This window comes from Paraburkholderia bengalensis (assembly GCF_037126505.1).
Classification (GTDB): domain Bacteria; phylum Pseudomonadota; class Gammaproteobacteria; order Burkholderiales; family Burkholderiaceae; genus Paraburkholderia; species Paraburkholderia bengalensis.
Genome location: NZ_JACFYJ010000001.1, coordinates 227,909 through 245,791, shown reverse-complemented (window position 1 = coordinate 245,791; position 17,883 = coordinate 227,909). Strand labels below are relative to the sequence as shown.

The following is a 17,883-nucleotide window of genomic DNA, read 5'->3' as shown; positions in this document are numbered from 1 at the left end:
GAGAACCTCATGTTACTGCGCGCACGCATCTGAGGCGAATCTGCTGTCGGTCGATGCAAGTTGGAAGCTCACCTCCCTCACTCATCGCGCGTTCACGCTGTCGCCGAACATGCCGTTTGATCGCCAAGGGCAATTTTATGAATGTTCGCTGCGTACACCCATTCGCGGGCCTGACGCTCGATAAGGTCCATAAAAGCAGGGGGGCCGCTGCAGTAAATCTGTGTGTTGGCGTGCGTTGGACTCATCGCATGGGCACTCTTTTGCGCGAACAGATCGTCGGACAGGCCGAAATAGTGGGAGACCTTGCCGTGACTTCGAAGCGCGTCGAGATCTTCGCGGAGAACTGCGCGGTCGGCCGATCGGGCGAAGTTGTGCACCTCGAACCTCTGGCCCGCTGATGCGAGCCGCTTCGCGATTCCCGCGATCGATGCCGCGCCTATGCCGCCGGCAAACAGGATAGAGCGCGCGCAATTGTCCAGAATCGTCGGTGGGCTTTTGGGAGCGCCGACAAATACTTCGTCTCGTTCATTCAACAGAAACGGCGATAGCGGACTATCGGTTTTGTCATCGCTTTCCTGTCTTGCGCCGACTACGTAACCATCCGACAGGGACGACACACCAAGCAAGGGATAAATTCTTTCGTTATCGCCGGTGCTATTCACGCACAGCGTGACACACGATCCGTCGTTATACGGCGGAAGCGCCGATCTGGACGTCGTTCGAAGTTCAACGGCATGATATCCGTTGGCGATTTGCCATTTCCTGCTAACGATGACGGGAATCAGATTGTCGCGCATGTCGTCTCCAATAGGACCTGCATCTCAGATGGAACTCTAGCCGATACGGTGTCAAGGATGGACAGTGATGGCGAGCAGTCGTGAACGGGCAGCGATGATTGCGTGCGGAAACCCGCGCGGTTAAAGGCTTTGAGCGATTAGTGCAACGCTGGTATTTTCAGAGCGTACTTTCTGTTTAAGCTGCTGCTGTCATGCTATTTCCAGCGGCCCGAGCCGGACGCCGCACATCTCGCGATGTCGGCGCCGGCTCTCTCGCGCTACATCATGATGGGCGCCATCGCCATTGCGATCCGGGCCGCCTGATTTTCAGTGATCATGCTGTTGAGTGCCCGGCTGAAGCGCGGTTCCTGCACACCGGAGAGGATGTATTGCCACCTGTAGGCGGCAAGCAGGCTGTTGCGCACGGCGTCTTCTTCCGTCATCGTGAGGGACCGTCCGCAGATCGCGGAAAAGTAGCTGGCATCTGCATGCGCCTGCGTTTGCAGCATGCCGTCAATGGCGCCGACCAGTTCGATCAGATCGTCGACTGCCTTGTCACGCTCGTCAGGTGAGAGCTTTGCGTCTTCGCGCTGCCATTCGAGTTCGTCGAGGATGGCATGCTGCGACTCCTCACGCCAGTGATAAAGAAAGACATCCTTCCAGAGCTCGGATGAGTTCGTGTCGCCATCGATGCTCCCCCGATAATGCGCAAGCACGAACAGTTCGATATGACAGGTCAGCGCGAGCACGGCCCACGTGGACTTCGCGAGCACGTACGAGGCGACGCTGTTCGCTTCCGGCAGGAATGCGTAGCCGGCCGGCATGCCTTGCGCGCACATCTGCTCGATGCGGCGAAAGAGTTCCTGATGCTTGATTTCTTCATCGCTGAACCGGACCAGTGCTTCGAGCGCGATCTGATCGCCAAGACGGTACGGACCGCTCATATCGAGTACCTTCGCTGCAATGAAGCGCTCGACGAGACCGAACATGTTCGCGTAAGTGCGCCCCTGGATCTGACTGAGCAGACGCCGCTCGTCGGGACTGACGAGCGCGAGGGAATCGACTTTCGACAGGGCGTCCGGCAAGAATTTCTTCGTGAAGTCGAAGCTCCGGCCGCGGATGACGTCCCGGTCGATATCCCAGCGCACGCGCCTGGATGCGGCAATACATTTGGCGTAGCGATTGGTTTCGAGCGATTGCTCTTCGATCATGGTTTCCATTGAAACAACTCCTTCAATCGTGATGTACCTCTGGTCTCATGTGCCGCTGCCACCTGGCATGTCCGGGCCGTTGAACGTGTTGCTGGACCGGGCTTGAGGCATCGTCACGCCTTTACTGTCGTCGACGGACGTGATGGAACCGTGAACAGCGCGCCCGGCAGCGTAAAAACGTCGTCAAAAAGAATGCTCGCGAGGTCCGATCACGCGTGCCGCGCGGGGTAAACTGTTTGTCAGGTATCCCATTTCGCGCATGACATGGCCCGGCTTACGATCCAAGTCCTCGGCGGCTTGCACATTCAGCTTGCCGGGACGCACGCGCCGCTGGAATTTCCTACAAGGAAAAGCAGGGCTGTCCTTGCGTACCTCGCGCTGTCGCCGGGCATGCTGCGCACGCGCGAACAGCTCGCCAGCGTGTTCTGGGACCGCAGCGCCGACGAGCAGGCGAGAGCCAGCTTGCGGCAGACCCTGTCGAGCTTGCGCCGACTCCTGCCGGACGCGCCGCTGCTGAATGCCGAAACGGATGCCATCTGGCTCGATGCCCACCTCGTCGAGGTCGACGCGCTGCAGTTCGTCCATCTCGCGAGCCAGCGCTCTGCCGATTCGTTGAAACAGGCCGTGTCGCTTTACCGCGGTGCGTTGCTGGACGGCTTCGGCTTGCGCGAGGACTCGTTCGAACAGTGGATGACCGTGGAGCGCCGCTGGTATCACGAACGCGCGATGGAGGTTTTCGCCGAACTCGCGGGCCTGTATGAACAATCTGACGAATGGGACCGGGCGATTGAGACCGCGAGCAAAGCGCTGATCGTCGACCCGTTGCTCGAGTGGGCACACGCCGCGCTCATCAGGCTCTATGCGAGGACAGGGCGCCGGGATGCCGCTGTGCGGCAGTATCAGGAATGCGTGCGGGTGCTCAATGCCGAACTCGGCATCGCCCCCGCCGAGAGCACGCAACGCCTGGCCGCGCGCATCCAGCATGAGTCAGTTCCGCGCGACGTGCCTCAGACGCCAGCCCGGTCTGCCGGCAATACAGCGCAAGAGCCAGAGCGCACGTCGAGCGGACGTGAATTGCCGGCGGAGCGAAAGCAGCTGAGCGTGCTGTGCGTGCGTGTGCGCGAACCGATCGACGCCAGCGACGCCAGCGATGCCAGCGATCCCGAGATCGCGCTTGGACGCATCGACCCGGTACTGAAGGCCATGATCGAGGTCGTCCAGCGTTTCGGCGGTCTCGTCACGCAGCTGCGAAGCGATGGCATGACCGCGCTGTTCGGCGCGCCCGTCGCACATGAAGATCACGCCGTGCGCGCCTGTTACGCGGCCCTTGAAATGCGCGAAGCCGTGCTGACACGCAGCGCTCCGTCGCTGGAGGCGCGGATCGGCATCCATTCCGGCGAGGCCGTGGTCCGGACGATCGGCAATGACCAGTTGCAGCACTACGACGCGCTCGGCGCCGTGCCCGAACTCGCCAACCGGATCGATTCCGTACTGGCTGCAGGCGAAATCGGCGTGAGTGCCGACACAGCGCGAAGTGCCGAAGGATTCATCGAACTTGCGGATGCTCCCGCGCGAACGCTCGTGGGTGCAACCCCCGCCATGGGGATCTCGATCCTGCAGACGAAGTCCGCGCTGCGTCTTCGCTGGAATGCGCGCTCGGCGCGCAGTCTGTCGCGCTTTGTCGGTCGCGACGCGGAGATGGCCAATTTGCGGTGGCTGCTCGAGCGTGCCGCGCGCGGCGCGGGCCAGGTGTGCGCGGTGATTGGAGAGCCGGGGGTAGGGAAGTCCCGGCTCGTGCACGAATTCGTCGACGCGGCGCGCGCGGCCGGGTGGACGACGCTCGAAACGGGGACGATCTCGCACGACACGAGCGCAATCTATCTGCCGTTCGCCAATCTGTTGCGGTCGTGGTTCGGCATCGTCGAGCGCGATACGATCGCCGAAGTGGCCGACAGACTGCGCCAGGGCATCTGTGCGATCGATCCAGCCCTGGCGCCGACGCTTCCCGCGCTCGCCGCGCTGCTGGACTTGCCGTCTGAAGATTCGCAGTGGGACAAGGCGAGTCCACCGCAGCGGCGCAAGCATACGCTTGAGGCCATCGCCGCGCTGGTGATGCGCGCCAGTGAAAATGCGCCGCTGATTCTGGTCGTCGAAGATCTGCACTGGAACGACGACGGCACGCAGGCCGTGCTCGATCATCTCGTCGACTGCCTTGGTGCGTCGCGGGTGTTGTTGCTCGCGACCTGCCGCCCGGAGTATCGGCACGCGTGGTCGGGCAAGAGCTACTTCTCACAGCTGCGCGTGGACAATCTCGACGCCGGCAGCGGAGAGCAACTGCTGCATTCGCTGCTCGGCAATGCCAGCGATACAAGCGAGGCCCGCGAGCTACGCGTGCTGTGCAGACGCCTGATCGAGCGCACAGAGTGCACACCGCTCTTTCTGGAGGAGTCGGTTCGCGCACTGGCCGATGCGGGGGCGCTGGTCGGCCAGATGGGTGCGTACCAGGTGGTCCGGACCATCGACACGTTCGATATTCCATCGACGGTACATGCCGTCCTTGCTTCGCGGATCGATCGTCTGTCCGCGCAGCAGAAGACGCTGCTGCAACTGGCTGCCGTGATCGGACACGAGTTCTCGATTGATCTGCTGCAGCCGATCGCGCAACTCGATCAAGAGCGGGTGCTCGATCTGATTGGCGATTTGCAGGCGGCTGAATTCATCTACCAGACGCGTTTGCTGCCGCAACGGCAGTACACCTTCAAGCACGCGCTCACGCATCGCGTCGCTTATGCGAGCGTGCTCAAGGAGCGCAGACGTTCGGTGCATCGGCATCTCGTGCAGGTCGTCGAGTGCCTGCATGCGCAGCGTCTGGACGAGCATGTAGAACGTCTCGCGCATCACGCGCTTGCGGGCGAACTGTGGGACAAGGCTGTCGTGTACCTATACCGGTCGGCAGGCAAGGCGCTGCAGCGGTCTGCGTTTCAGCAGGCAATCGAACACGTGAACAAGGGGCTCGCGATCATCCGGACGTTGCCGCGTACGCCGGCGCTGCTCAGACACGAACTCGAACTCCACAAGGTGCTCGGCGTGACCATGATGGCGGCGAAGGGCTGGGCGGCCACGGAAGTGCTCGACGCCTATACGCAGGCCCGCGCGCTATGCGAGGAGCTAGGAGACGATAGCGAGCTGTTCACCGTGCTGCGAGGCGAAGGGCAATATCGGATGATCCGCGGCGAGTCTGCCATCGCGCGTGAACTGGGCAATCGCTGCACTGCGCTGGCGGAGCATGCCGACGACCGCGGCATTCGTATCGAGACACATCATCTGTTCTGGACCAACAGCTTTTTCATGGGTGAATACGCGACTGCCGAGTTTCATGCTACGAGCGGAATGGCGCTTTACGAGCGCGAGCGAGACCACGCACTCACATTCAAGTACTCCGGACATGATCCCGGCGTGTGCTGCCGATGCTTCACCGCGCTCGCGCAATGTCTGCGCGGCTACCCGGACAAGTCGCTGTCGACGTGCGACGGTGCACGTCAGCTCGCGCAAGAACTGGATCATCCGCTGACGACGGCACTGGCTTACTGGACGTCCAGCTTTGCGCATCTTCTGCGCGGCGAGCCGGAATTGGCAAAGCAATGGGCACAGAAGGAAATCGCGGTTTGCGAGCAGTACGACTTGCCTTTGCTGTTGTCGCAAGGGACTTTCCAGCTTGGCTGTGCGCTCGCGCAACTGGGCAGTCTCGACGATGGCATTCGAAGGATGCGCGACGGCATCGCGGCGATCAGTGCGACGGGCGCCGAAATGGGCCTGCCGTACTTCAACGCGCTGCTGGGCGAAGCGCTAGGCCGCGCGGGCGAACCCGAGGCGGGGCTTGTCGAGATCGAACGAGCGCTTGCTGCTGTCGCGCAACACGGGGGACGCTTTCAGCTTCCGGAAATGCTGAGAATCAAAGGCGAATTGCTGGCGGCGCGCTGGCCGGCGCGACGCGACGAAGCGCTGGCGTGCATGCGCGAGGCGATCGTCATTGCGCAAATGCAGGGGGCGCAGTCTGCGCTGCTTCGCGCGGCTGTGAGCCTGGCTCGCCAGTTGGCATCGTCGGGGGATATGGAAAGCGCGCTTTCCGTGCTGTTGCCCGCCTGCGAAGGCGTCAGAGAAGGCAGCGAACTCGCCGACTCGCGCACGGCGCAAGCACTCCTGGATCAACTGAACAGCCGGTAAAGAGGAAGTCTGCGAGGCTGTAAAAGCATCATGCAGACCTGGAAGCGCGTGACGCACACTCGCTCGCGTTTCCGAACCGCTCCAACAGTCGAGCGGGCCGCGCCATCAAACGGGACGCTATCGACGCGATGTCGTCATGGCCCGGCCTGAAACTGAACGTCTCCATACCACGCGCGAGTCGTGCTGCCCGTGTTGTCGGTGTCGCTCAGCAGGCCATATCCGGTGATCCGTCCAGGCGGTTCGTGAAAGACCTTCTCATAGTCCTGCACGATGTTGCGGCGCAGACTCTGCCACTGACCTGCATCGCCGGGCTGACCGGAAACGACGATCATCTGGACCCGCCCGGTATGAGGGTTAGGAATGACGCTGCCTGGCGCGGCCGTAGGCGACCAGATATACATGAGCGTGGCATAGGGCAGTTCCTGACCGCCCAGGCGCTTGGCCAGGTCCATGCTTGCCCGGTCGAACAGCGACAGCTTGCTCTTGTCGCCGTCGAAGGCGAACACGAGTCGCGCGGGCGCGTCCTCTTTCGATCCGGAACGGTTGTCGGCGCCCGCGACCGGGCCTTCTGCTTTCCAGCGCCATGTGACAACGGGTGTGCGGGTCAGGTCGATATTGCCCTCATGCATCAGCGCCGAGGCGGAATGGATCGCGTCGGCTTGCAGGACGGTTGTACTGTCGTCGCGTACCAGCGTGTAGCGTGTTACCGCTTTCCCGCTTACGACGGGCAGATTCTTCCATCCCGGGGGCAGTGGTGCGCCAGGCTCGTTGGCGGAGAAGGCAACACCCGGCTTGTCGTCCTGAGCGAGGAGCGCCGTTGGCAACAGCAGAAGCGCGATGCACGCGCCGATCCGGCGTGGCCACGGTGTTCCTCTCTGTACTCGCGCGATCGAGGTCGGGTGCATGGCTGTTTCCGTTCGGTTCATGTCTGGATATCCACTGTGTTGACTTAACTGACGGCAGTCCTGGTGAGCTTTGAAATGAAGGTGCGCGGAAAAGTTCGACTATCAAATGACTGCCGTTTATTCGCTGGGTCTTTGTCCCGACGTGTCGTTACGCCAGGTCCGCGATGCCGGGAAATCCCTCCGTCGCCGCTTTCTTGATGGCGATATCGAAGCGGTCGCTCGCGCCTCCCAGCGCGACGGTCGCGCGTCTCGCGGCTTCGAGCAGGGCCGTCAGCGCGGCGGTAATCGTCGACGCCATATCGAAGCGGGCTTTCGGCCCCGACAATGCGAGCGCGCCGATCAGTTCGCCCGTCGCACCGAAGACGGGCACCGAGACGGAGGCCGTTTCTGGATCACGCTCGCCATGCGAGACAGCCCAACACTGTTCGCGAACTGCCTGCCAGCGCGGATCATCCTTTTCCGTGAACGCGAGCAGGACTTTGCCCGATGCGCCCCGGTCGATGGGAAATTCTTCGCCCACCCGGATCGACACGCGCACCGCCCGCGCGGGTTCGACGCGAAACAACACCAGTCGCAGGCTTTCTTGCCTGATGTACAGCGAGGCGGTCTCGCCCAGGTCGCGGCTCAACTGCTGAAGTATCGGTTCGATCACGGGCCCGACCTGGAATGACCGTTGATACAACGCCGCGAGGCGCAACGGCTGTGGTCCGATGGCGTACTGCCCGTCACTGAGCCTGCGGATGAATCCGCCGTGCTCGAGCGCCGCCAGCAGTCGCAGCACCGTGCTCTTGTAGAGGTCCGTGCGACGCGACAACTCGGCAAGGGAGAGCCGGTCGTCGTTGGCGCCAAAGGCTCTCAGGATCGCGAACGCGCGATCGAGGACGGCCACGCCGCTGGTGCCATCGCTAGCTGCTGTCGACTGCCGTGATGTCGATTCCTGCGTTTCCTTGACCACGTCCTCGTCCTTCTCGTGCGAATGCAAGCGACTCTAGCGTTCTATTGGATAGAACGCAAGCACGCGAAAGTGCATGAAAACCGGGGTTAACCCACCTTAAACCACCTCGTTTTCAGTTCTATAGTTCTATCTAACGAAATAAAATTCTTTCAGATAGAACGAATCGAAGGAGTTTGCATTGAAAAATCCGTCCCGCCCCGCGGTGCTCGTCAGCGAAGTCGGTCCCCGCGACGGGCTGCAGAGCATCAAAAGCGTCATGCCCACGGCCGCCAAACTGCGCTGGATCTCCGCGCTCGCGGCTGCGGGTTTGAAGGAGATCGAGGTCGGCTCGTTCGTGCCCGCGCGGCTGTTGCCGCAAATGGCAGACATTCAGGAAGTCGTGGCGCATGCATTGACGATTCCGGGCCTGCACGTCGCCGTTCTCGCGCCGAATCTGCGCGGCTCGCAGCATGCCTTCGAAGCGGGCGTCCATAAGCTCACGTTGCCCGTCTCGATCACGAACGAGCACTCGATGGCGAACATCCGCAAGACGACCGCGCAGATGGTCGACGAAGTGCGCGCGATCGTTGCGTTGCGAGACGCGCGGTTTCCCGGCGTGCAAATCGAAGCCGGCGTGTCGGTCGCGTTTGGTTGCACGATTGCGGGCGCCGTCAGCGATGACCAGACGATGCGCATGTGCCTGGCGATGGCCGAATGCGGCGTCGACGAAGTGGGCCTGTCGGACACGAGCGGTTATGCGAACCCTGCACAGGTCCGGCGTCTTTTCCGCCGTTTGCAGACGGAACTCGGCAGCAAGGCGGGCGGCGCGCATTTCCACAACACGCGCGGTCAGGGACTGGCGAACGTCGTCGCCGCACTCGACGCCGGCGTCACGACAATCGACGCAAGCCAGGCCGGTCTCGGCGGCTGCCCCTATGCGCCGGGTGCGACGGGCAACATCGTCACGGAAGACCTGACGTTCCTGCTCGAAGCAATGGGTTACGACACGGGCATCGATATCGACGCGCTTGTCGCTGCGCGCGCGATTCTGGCGGACGCGCTGCCGGGCGAAGTGTTGTACGGGCATGTGCAGGACGCAGGCCTGCCCAAAGGATTCCGTTACGCCGACGGGCGCGAGCCGAGCGCTCCGCGACCGGAAGGCTGTCTGCTGGGAGCGGCGCAATGAGCGAGATTTCGTCGAATCAATCGCTGCCTTACAGCGGCGTGCGTGTCGTCGAGATGACGCATATGGTGATGGGCCCGACATGCGGCATGGTGCTCGCAGACCTGGGCGCGGAAGTCATCAAGGTGGAGCCCATTGCGGGCGACAGCACGCGCGCGCTGCGAGGATCGGGGGCCGGTTTCTTCGGCACCTTCAATCGCAACAAGAAGAGCCTCGCCGTCGACGTCAAAGACCCGCGCGGACTCGAAGTCGTGCACAGGCTCATCGCGGGCGCCGACGTCTTCAGCGAGAACTTCAAGAGCGGCACGATGGACAAGCTCGGTCTCAGCTATGCGTCGCTGTCGAAGCTCAATCCGCGTCTCGTCTATGTGTCCCACAAGGGATTTCTGCCGGGCCCCTACGATCATCGGACCGCGCTCGATGAAGTGGTCCAGATGATGGGCGGTCTCGCCTACATGACGGGCCCTGAAGGCCGTCCGCTGCGCGCGGGCGCCAGTGTCAACGACATCATGGGCGGCATGTTCGGCGCTATCGGCGCGATGGCGGCGCTCGCGCAGCGCGAGCGCACCGGCGAGGGCCAGGAAGTGCAGAGCGCCCTGTTCGAAAACAACGTGTTCCTCGTCGCGCAGCACATGATGCAGTACGCCGTGACGGGCAAGCCTGCCGCGCCGATGCCCAGCCGCATCTCCGCGTGGGCCGTCTATGACGTGTTCTCGGTGAAGAACGGCGAGCAGATCTTTCTGGCCGTCGTATCGGACACGCAGTGGGCGTTGTTCTGCGATGCATTCGGTTTGTCCGAACTGAAGCGCGACGAGCGGATCACGACCAACAATCAGCGCGTGCAGGCCCGCGACTGGCTGCTGCCCAGGCTTCGCGCGCACATGGAAGCCTTCACGGCAGCGGAGATCAGCGCGATCTTCGAACGCATCGGGTTGCCCTATGCGCCGATTACCAAACCTCAGGACCTGTTCGATGATCCGCATCTGCTGGCGACGGGCGGACTCGCCGATGTGACGTTGCCGCCCGATGCCAGCGGCGCGGGCGAGGCGGTGTCGACGCGCACGGCACTGCTGCCGCTGACGATGGACGGCGAGCGGCTGCGTCTGGCGCGCCGCGCCGCCCGCGCTTGGCCAGGACACCCGCGCGCTGCTGTCGGAACTCGGATACGCCGACGCGGAACTGATGCAGCTGGTGGACGCGGGTGTCGTCCGATGCCAGGAGCTGGACGGGGGCGATCCATCGAGTCCTTCCGCCAACGAGCTCGCCAGCGCCTGACCCCCCGACGCTTCGCATCAAACGTAGCGCAGCCGCGGCCGCATTTACGGCCGGGCCGCATGAGAATTGTTTGGAGACGACAATGACATCCATTACTTCGGGCATGACGGCAGACACGTCTGCCAGCCTCGAGCAGCAGGCCGTCAGAAAAGCTGCGTGGCGTTTCATTCCACTGCTCGCCCTGGCCTATTTCTTCAATTATCTCGACCGCACCAGCGTCGGTTTCGCGGCGCTGACGATGAATCGCGACCTCGGCCTGACCGCGACGCAGTTCGGCTGGGGCGCGGGGATCATGTTCGCCGGATACTGCATTTGCGAAGTGCCGAGCAATCTCGCGCTGTATCGCTTCGGTGCACGGCGCTGGCTTGCCCGCATCATGATCACGTGGGGCTTGATGGCGGCAGCGACGGCGCTCGCCGTCGGACCGACCAGCTTCTACGTGATCCGGCTGCTGCTTGGCATCGGCGAAGCAGGCTTCTTTCCCGGCGTGATCTTCTTTCTTGCGGTCTGGTTTCCTTCCAGCTACCGAACCCGCGTGCTCGCATGGTTCACGGTCTCGACGCCGTTGTCGTCGCTGGTGGGCGGTCCGTTGTCGTCGTGGCTGCTTCTTATGGATGGCGTGCTCGGACTGGCAGGCTGGAAATGGATGTTCATTGTCGAAGGACTTCCCGCCTGCGTGCTCGGCTACCTGGTGCTGAAGCTGCTCGCCGACAAGCCAGCCGACGCGCAATGGCTGTCGCGCGACGAGCGAGCCGCCCTGCAAAGCGCATTCGACCGCGAGGGATCATCGGCCCAGAAGAAGAAGGATTTACGCGCGGCACTGAGGGACGTTCGTGTGTACATCCTCGCGACGATTTCGTTCGGCTTCACGATGGGTTCGTACGGCATCGGCATCTGGCTGCCGCAGATGCTCAAGGCACACGGCATGAGCGTGACGCAGACAGGCTGGATCTCGGCCGTGCCGTATTTCTTTGCGACGATCGCGTTGCTGTGGTGGGCGAAGCGGGTCGATCGACGCGGCGGGCATATCGCGAACCTCGCCGCAGGACTTTTGATCGGCGCTGTCGCGCTCGGCGTGTCGACGCACTTCGATCAGCTGTTGCCCGCGATGGTCGGCATCACGTTGGCATTGATCGGCACGATCGCGGGGCGGACCATTTTCTATACGCTGCCTGCGCGATTCCTGTCGGGCCAGGCGGCGGCGGGCGGCCTCGCGTTGATCAATTCCATCGGCGCGCTTGGCGGCTTTGCGGGACCGTACCTCGTCGGCTATCTGAAGGACAGTTTCGGTACGTTCACGGCGGGCATGTTCGGTCTCGCCGTCGTATTGCTGATCACGACGATGCTGACGCTCTCTCTGTTTGCGTTCAACCGGGAGGCGCAATGACGACGGCACCGCACTCGCCCAGGCGCAGGCGGATGCTTCGGGCCGCGGCCGCTTCGGTCGCCGTTCCTGCTTTTCCCACTATTGCCGCTATCGTCAGTACGCAGGCCTTTTCCAAGGAAGAGACGGTCACCATGAAGCCAAGCAGCAACTATCTCCCCGTTCGATCCGAGTGGCTGGCTTCCGGGGCAGAAGCGGCGCTCGAGCCGGACTTGCCGATTATCGACGCGCATCATCACTTCTACGATCGTCCGGGCTGGACGTATCTGCTCGACGAATATCTTGCCGACGCGCAGTCCGGCCATAACATCACGGCGTCGGTGTTCATGCAGGGGCTGACGCACTACCGTCAGTCGGGACCGGACGCATTGCGGCCCGTTGGCGAGACCGAGTATGTGACTGCCTCGACAGCGCCGATGCAGTCGGGCAAACCGCAGGTGGCCAAGGGCATTGTCGGGTACGCGGATCTGCGGCGGGGTGCGGCGGTGCGCGACGTGCTCGAAGCGCATCTGCAGGCGGCAGGTGGCCGGTTTCGAGGAGTACGGCACCTCGTGACGTGGGACCCGGATCAGTCGCTGGTCAATCCGCTTTCAGCGGTGCCTGGCGGGTTGCTGCTCGATCCCGACTACCGTGCTGGCGTTGCGCAACTGGGCGCGCTGGGTTTGTCGTACGACGCATGGCTTTTCTTTCCGCAGCTTCCCGAACTGTTCGATCTCGCCAAGGCTTATCCCGACACGCCGATCATCATCAATCACTGCGGCGGCGTGGTGCGAATCGCCAGTTACGCGGATCATCGCAAAGAGGTGTTCGGGAACTGGTCGCGCTCCATGCGCCAACTGGCGCAGCTACCCAATGTCTATGTGAAGGTTGGCGGACTGGGCATGCGCATCAACGGATTCGATTTCGAAAAGGGCGAGCGGCCGCCTTCGTCGATGCAGTTGGCGCAGGCATGGAAGCCCTGGATGCATACATGCATCGAAGCGTTCGGCGCGAACCGCTGCATGTTCGAAAGTAATTTTCCGGTCGATAAGGGTTCTTATCCCTATAGCAACGGCTGGAACGCTTTCAAGCGATTGACCGCGCAGGCCAGCGCGCAAGAAAGGGACGCGCTGTTTCGAGGCACGGTTAGCAGCGTGTATCGGCTGGGGGCCACTGCGAACGTGTCCGGCTGATCTTGGCGCTTCGGGTCGAGTTGCGCGATCACAAGCCAGCGGAACGGTCCGGACCGTGGATAGAGGGTGGCTCACCGGCTCTATGGGAAGAAGCGCGCAAACGCATTAGCGAGTTTTTTGACGCTGGGAGCGGCGGCTAGCAGTTTCCGTCCGGCTGCCGCCGTGTTACGAGTCCTGCTTCAATCGATGCTCCGCACGTCGCCGCGTGATGCATCCGTCTGGATGTCGACCAGCGGGGCAACCGTTATCGTGGCGGCCACATGCTCCGATGCTGGCAGTAGTCCTGCGAACGCCGCGATGCCGGTTCCGCATACCACGGCAAGTACGAGGCAAACGAGGGCAATAATAATCCGGTTCGACGGTGCGGCGGATGTGTGAAGAAGGGCGCTCATGACTCACTCCGGTTGACGCCTCCCCATCTGCAAGGGTCGTGCCGACATCAATGGAGTTTGCAGGATCGCCGTGCGGGCGGCGCGCCGCAACGGTCGCCGAGGCTTGGGCGCGTCGCAGCAGGAGGAGATGTGTCTGTGACGGCGCGACACTTCGTGATGTGAGACTGTCAGCAACCGACACTGCCACTCTTGATTGTGGGCGTCTGCCGCTATCGACGTTGCGCCACTTCGCTACAGCACGTCTTGACCTTGAACCGTTCATCGTTGCGTCGCGAAGCAAGACGTCCGCGAGTGCACGGACACGGGTCCGTCCGGAAGATGGCAGCGCGGCGCATGGATCTCAGTACGCCAACCTGCCGGACGGCGACGGCAGCGACCCGGAGAGGCGTTCAGAACCCGACACCTACCCCGACGCCCACCCCGCCGCCGAAGCTGCCGCCCCCCACGCCGACGCCGATGGTTGGACCCGGCGTGTAGTAGCCGGGCCCGTAAGCTGGGTCGCTGTAACCGTACGGCGCAGCGGCAACGCATCCCGAGATGGCCGTCATCAGCGCCACGATTGCGAGAAGTCTGATCATGATCGTCTCCCGTGTAGGGGCGTGCAGCAAGACGTGATCCCGATACTGCATCGACTGCGACCGCGCGGACGGTCACTTCAAAGATACCACTGCGCCATCGAGCTGGATGGCTGTCCTTTCATCTGTGTGCGGATCACGGAAGAGCGCGCCATTTTCGGCACTGCCATGCATTCCGCCTGCTGCAAAAACAAACGCGCCCGGAGCAATGCTCCGGGCGCGTTCGCGACGGCATCAGGTATAGGCCGGGTTGGTTACCGTCAGGCCTGGTCGTTGTTGAGCATGCTCTTCGGAATGGACAGAATGAGCGCGCAACTGATGAGCAGGCACGCCCCGAGTGCGTAAGTCCCGTTGTTGATGTTGCCCGTCAGATCCTTCGCCACGCTCGTAATCATCGAACCCGTGAAGCCGGACAGGTTGCCGACGGAGTTGATGAGGGCAATGCCTGCCGCCGCCGCCGTTCCCGACAGAATCTGGCCAGGAAAGGTCCAGAAAATGGGCATCAAACCGAGGATTGCGCAGGTGGCAATCGTCAGGAAGAAGATGGACAGCGGCACGTTGTTCGCGAAGGTGGCGCTGAGGATCAGGCCAACGCCGCCGATGCAGGCGGGAATCGCGGCATGCAGCCGGCGCTCGCCTGTCTTGCGCGAGTGGCGCGCGTTCAGAATCATCGCGACGACGGCGCTCAGGTACGGGATGGCCGTCAGCAGGCCGATATTGAGCGCACTCTTGACGCCGGATGCCTTGATGATGGAAGGCAGCCAGAACGCGAGACCGTAAAAGCCCGTGTTGAACGTGAGCAGGATGAAAGTCAGCAGCCATACGCGCGGGCTGTTGAGCGCGGCACCAATGTGGTGGGTCTTCTTCGCGCTTTCCTGCTCAAGATTCTTCTGCAGCAGCGCCTTTTCCGATGCTGTCAGCCATTTCGCCGACTGGATGCCGTCGCCCATGCGAAAGAGCACGAGGAACGCGACGAGGATCGACGGAATGCCTTCGACCAGCAGCATCCATTGCCAGCCGTCCATGCCAAGCGCGCCATGGGTGTTTTCCATGAGCCAGCCGGAGATGACACCACCCAGCGTCAGGCTCACGGGAATGGCAATCAGGAACCCCGACATGGCGATGCTCTGGCGCCGCGCCGGAAACCAGTAGTTCATGTAGAGAATGATGCCGGGGAAGAAGCCCGCTTCACAGACGCCCAGCAGGAAACGCAGGATGTAGAACATCGTGGACGTCTGGACATGAAAGAAGCTGGCGAGCGGTGCGATGAAGGCGAGGGAGGAGGAGACGATACCCCACGACACCATGATGCGAGCGATCCAGAATCGCGCGCCATACCGGTGAAGGAGAAGATTGCTGGGCATCTCGAAGAGGAAGTATCCCCAGAAGAAGATACTTGCGCCGAAGGCGTACACGGCGTCGCTGAGCCCCAGTGAATCGAGCATCTGCAGTTTGGCGAAACCGACGTTCACGCGGTCGAGGTAAGCCACGACATAACAGAGCAGCAGCAGCGGCAGAATCCGCTTCAGTACCTTGCGGTATAGCAGTTCTTCGGTCTCATTGACCGCCGCAGACGAGGCCGCGGTCTGAGCGATTGTTGGCATTGGAGTGTCTCCTTTTTGCATGTCTTGAGCGGTATGGCGGTGCGGGGTCGCCTGTATAAATCAGGGATTGATCAGGGATTGCCCGCTGGCGAGCCTCGATCTGTTCATCGCCGTCGAACAATCGGGCTCATATGTTACCGATAACAATTCGGGTTCCAGCTTTTCCGTCGGCTCGGGATGTTATCGGTAACGAAATTATCACGTTGTGCCCCGAAGAGGCAAGCCAGGGGAATTTCCCTGGTGCAGGATCGACGTGTTTCTTTTCGCGTTTCGGAGAATGCGCACCGCGTTCGCGCGTGCTAATATCGATGGATGTTACCGATAACAGAAATGTGCGAATAGTCCCTCACGAGTCCGGCGCGAGCGCATGTCGTGTCGAAGGCGCATCGGAACCGGGGGCAGCACAAGAGACGATTTGCGCCTGACGATACCTGAACAGGCCACGACAAGGAGTACAGCATGACCACATCCAACCCACGCCGCCTGCGCAGCCAGGAATGGTTCGATGATCCCTCGCACGCAGACATGACCGCGCTTTATGTCGAGCGCTTCATGAATTACGGGCTCACGCGCGAGGAGCTGCAATCGGGACGCCCGATCATCGGCATTGCGCAAACGGGCAGCGATCTCGCGCCGTGTAATCGTCACCACATCGAACTGGCAGAGCGAACGAAGGCGGGCATCCGCGACGCGGGCGGCATTCCGATGGAGTTTCCCGTCCATCCCCTCGCTGAACAGAGCCGCAGGCCCACGGCCGCGCTGGACCGTAATCTGGCCTATCTCGGCCTCGTCGAAATCCTGCATGGCTTCCCGCTTGACGGCGTGGTGCTCACCACCGGCTGTGACAAGACCACGCCTGCATGCCTGATGGCGGCGGCGACAGTCGATCTGCCTGCCATCGTGCTGTCCGGCGGCCCGATGCTCGATGGTTGGCATCAGGGCAAGCGTGTCGGCTCGGGCACGGTCATCTGGCATGCGCGCAACCTGCTTGCAGCCGGAGAGATCGATTACGAGGGGTTCATGGAACTGACGACGGCTTCGTCGCCCTCCATCGGGCACTGCAATACGATGGGCACGGCGCTGTCGATGAACAGTCTCGCGGAAGCACTCGGCATGTCCTTGCCGGGCTGCGCGAGCATCCCCGCTGCGTATCGCGAACGAGGCCAGATGGCCTATGCGACGGGCAAGCGCATTGTGGATCTCGTGCGCGACGACGTGCGCCCGTCGCACATCATGACGAAAGAGGCGTTCGAGAACGCCATCGTCGTCGCCTCCGCGCTGGGCGCCTCGAGCAACTGCCCGCCGCACCTGATCGCGATTGCGCGACACATCGGCGTCGAATTGAGTCTCGACGACTGGCAGCGTGTGGGCGAACAGGTGCCGCTCATCGTGAACTGCATGCCTGCGGGCGAGTATCTCGGCGAGAGCTTTCACCGCGCCGGGGGAGTGCCGGGCGTGCTGCGCGAACTCGACAAGTCCGCACTGGTGCATCGCGACTGTCTGACCGTCTCGGGCCGGACCATTGGCGCGATTGCGGACAGCACGGCGGAGCCCGACCGCGAAGTGATCAGATCAACCGCCGAGCCGCTCAAGCACGGGGCGGGATTCATCGTGCTGTCGGGCAACTTCTTCGACAGCGCCATCATGAAGATGTCGGTGGTGGGCGATGCGTTCCGGCAGACCTATCTGAGCGAGCCTGGCGCCGAAAACACCTTCGAGGCGCGGGCCATCGTGTTCGACGGGCCGGAGGATTATCACGCGCGCATCAACGACCCGGCGCTCGATATCGACCAGCACTGCATTCTGGTGATTCGCGGGGCAGGCACAGTGGGTTATCCCGGCAGCGCGGAAGTCGTCAATATGGCGCCGCCTGCCGAACTGGTGCGTCAGGGCATCACGTCGCTGCCGACGCTTGGCGACGGACGCCAGAGCGGCACATCCGCGAGCCCTTCGATCCTGAACATGTCGCCGGAAGCCGCCGTAGGCGGCGGGCTCGCCCTGCTGCGCACGGGCGACCGGATCCGCGTCGACCTGAATGCGCGCAAGGTCAATGTGCTGGTCGACGAAGCGGAACTGGCGCGCCGGCGCGACACGGCGAGCTTCACGATTCCCGAGGCGCAGACGCCCTGGCAGGAGCTTTATCGCAAGACGGTCGGGCAACTCTCGACGGGCGGATGCCTCGAGCCCGCTACGCTTTATCTGAAGGTCATTGAAGAGCGCGGCAACCCGCGCCACTCCCACTAATCGG

Annotated in this window: 12 protein-coding genes and 1 pseudogene; 6 read left to right on the top strand and 7 right to left on the bottom strand. The window is 62.4% G+C overall.

Annotation, left to right across the window (positions count from 1 at the left end; genetic code table 11):
• Window positions 1-92 precede the first annotated feature (92 nt).
• Both H3V53_RS01125 and H3V53_RS01120 read right to left on the bottom strand, forming a co-directional pair.
• A complete protein-coding gene (locus H3V53_RS01125) occupies window positions 93-797 on the bottom strand; it encodes a ferredoxin reductase domain-containing protein (protein ID WP_336596327.1) in 705 nt (234 codons plus the stop codon).
• 257 nt (window positions 798-1,054) lie between these two features.
• On the bottom strand, window positions 1,055-1,996 hold the full coding sequence (locus H3V53_RS01120; protein WP_336596326.1) for a hypothetical protein: 942 nt from the start codon (window positions 1,994-1,996) through the stop codon (window positions 1,055-1,057).
• Window positions 1,997-2,251: 255 nt separating this feature from the next.
• On the opposite strand from H3V53_RS01120, the gene H3V53_RS01115 reads away from it, so the two are divergent.
• Window positions 2,252-6,211, top strand: coding sequence for an AfsR/SARP family transcriptional regulator (locus tag H3V53_RS01115; RefSeq protein WP_336596325.1), 3,960 nt, complete (start codon window positions 2,252-2,254; stop codon window positions 6,209-6,211).
• Between the two features lie 134 nt (window positions 6,212-6,345).
• On the opposite strand, the gene H3V53_RS01110 is transcribed toward H3V53_RS01115, so the two are convergent.
• Both H3V53_RS01110 and H3V53_RS01105 read right to left on the bottom strand, forming a co-directional pair.
• The gene (locus H3V53_RS01110) at window positions 6,346-7,116 is read right to left on the bottom strand and encodes a DUF3047 domain-containing protein (protein ID WP_336596400.1); all 771 of its coding nucleotides are present in this window, start codon (window positions 7,114-7,116) and stop codon (window positions 6,346-6,348) included.
• A gap of 148 nt (window positions 7,117-7,264) precedes the next feature.
• Window positions 7,265-8,071, bottom strand: a complete 807-nt coding sequence (locus H3V53_RS01105; protein WP_336596324.1) for an IclR family transcriptional regulator — start codon at window positions 8,069-8,071, stop codon at window positions 7,265-7,267.
• Window positions 8,072-8,249: 178 nt separating this feature from the next.
• Here H3V53_RS01105 and H3V53_RS01100 point away from each other — a divergent pair, with 178 nt between their 5' ends.
• The 4 genes and pseudogenes from H3V53_RS01100 to H3V53_RS01085 all read left to right on the top strand — a co-directional run bounded on the left by H3V53_RS01100 (window position 8,250) and on the right by H3V53_RS01085 (window position 13,064).
• Complete coding sequence (locus tag H3V53_RS01100) at window positions 8,250-9,236, top strand: hydroxymethylglutaryl-CoA lyase (RefSeq protein ID WP_336596323.1); 987 nt, start codon at window positions 8,250-8,252, stop codon at window positions 9,234-9,236.
• Window positions 9,233-10,508 (top strand): annotated as a pseudogene (locus H3V53_RS01095) (CaiB/BaiF CoA transferase family protein). The gene H3V53_RS01100 and the pseudogene H3V53_RS01095 overlap by 4 nt, the downstream one beginning before the upstream one ends.
• An 82-nt stretch (window positions 10,509-10,590) precedes the next feature.
• On the top strand, window positions 10,591-11,895 hold the full coding sequence (locus H3V53_RS01090; protein ID WP_336596322.1) for an MFS transporter: 1,305 nt from the start codon (window positions 10,591-10,593) through the stop codon (window positions 11,893-11,895).
• On the top strand, window positions 11,892-13,064 hold the full coding sequence (locus tag H3V53_RS01085; RefSeq protein ID WP_336596321.1) for an amidohydrolase family protein: 1,173 nt from the start codon (window positions 11,892-11,894) through the stop codon (window positions 13,062-13,064). The genes H3V53_RS01090 and H3V53_RS01085 overlap by 4 nt, the downstream gene beginning before the upstream one ends.
• Before the next feature lie 179 nt (window positions 13,065-13,243).
• Here the strand turns inward: H3V53_RS01085 and H3V53_RS01080 are convergent, their stop codons facing one another.
• The 3 genes from H3V53_RS01080 to H3V53_RS01070 form a co-directional block, all read right to left on the bottom strand.
• Window positions 13,244-13,456 (bottom strand): hypothetical protein, encoded by a 213-nt coding sequence (locus tag H3V53_RS01080; RefSeq protein WP_336596320.1) that lies wholly within the window; start codon window positions 13,454-13,456, stop codon window positions 13,244-13,246.
• 389 nt (window positions 13,457-13,845) lie between these two features.
• Complete coding sequence (locus H3V53_RS01075; protein WP_054926037.1) at window positions 13,846-14,034, bottom strand: hypothetical protein; 189 nt, start codon at window positions 14,032-14,034, stop codon at window positions 13,846-13,848.
• A 257-nt stretch (window positions 14,035-14,291) separates the two neighbouring features.
• Window positions 14,292-15,635: an MFS transporter gene (locus H3V53_RS01070; protein WP_336596319.1), complete on the bottom strand. Its 1,344-nt coding sequence runs from the start codon at window positions 15,633-15,635 to the stop codon at window positions 14,292-14,294.
• A 459-nt stretch (window positions 15,636-16,094) separates the two neighbouring features.
• Between H3V53_RS01070 and H3V53_RS01065 the strand changes: the two genes are divergently transcribed.
• Window positions 16,095-17,879: an IlvD/Edd family dehydratase gene (locus H3V53_RS01065; RefSeq protein ID WP_336596318.1), complete on the top strand. Its 1,785-nt coding sequence runs from the start codon at window positions 16,095-16,097 to the stop codon at window positions 17,877-17,879.
• Window positions 17,880-17,883: the final 4 nt, after the last annotated feature.

What these genes read in the sequence shown, in the direction of transcription:
- H3V53_RS01125 (WP_336596327.1), bottom strand. Translation starts at nt 797, where the DNA reads ATGCGCGACAATCTGATTCCCGTCATCGTTAGCAGGAAATGGCAAATC.
- H3V53_RS01120 (WP_336596326.1), bottom strand. Translation starts at nt 1,996, where the DNA reads ATGGAAACCATGATCGAAGAGCAATCGCTCGAAACCAATCGCTACGCC.
- H3V53_RS01115 (WP_336596325.1), top strand. Translation starts at nt 2,252, where the DNA reads ATGGCCCGGCTTACGATCCAAGTCCTCGGCGGCTTGCACATTCAGCTT.
- H3V53_RS01110 (WP_336596400.1), bottom strand. Translation starts at nt 7,116, where the DNA reads ATGCACCCGACCTCGATCGCGCGAGTACAGAGAGGAACACCGTGGCCA.
- H3V53_RS01090 (WP_336596322.1), top strand. Translation starts at nt 10,591, where the DNA reads ATGACATCCATTACTTCGGGCATGACGGCAGACACGTCTGCCAGCCTC.
- H3V53_RS01085 (WP_336596321.1), top strand. Translation starts at nt 11,892, where the DNA reads ATGACGACGGCACCGCACTCGCCCAGGCGCAGGCGGATGCTTCGGGCC.
- H3V53_RS01080 (WP_336596320.1), bottom strand. Translation starts at nt 13,456, where the DNA reads ATGAGCGCCCTTCTTCACACATCCGCCGCACCGTCGAACCGGATTATT.
- H3V53_RS01075 (WP_054926037.1), bottom strand. Translation starts at nt 14,034, where the DNA reads ATGATCAGACTTCTCGCAATCGTGGCGCTGATGACGGCCATCTCGGGA.
- H3V53_RS01070 (WP_336596319.1), bottom strand. Translation starts at nt 15,635, where the DNA reads ATGCCAACAATCGCTCAGACCGCGGCCTCGTCTGCGGCGGTCAATGAG.
- H3V53_RS01065 (WP_336596318.1), top strand. Translation starts at nt 16,095, where the DNA reads ATGACCACATCCAACCCACGCCGCCTGCGCAGCCAGGAATGGTTCGAT.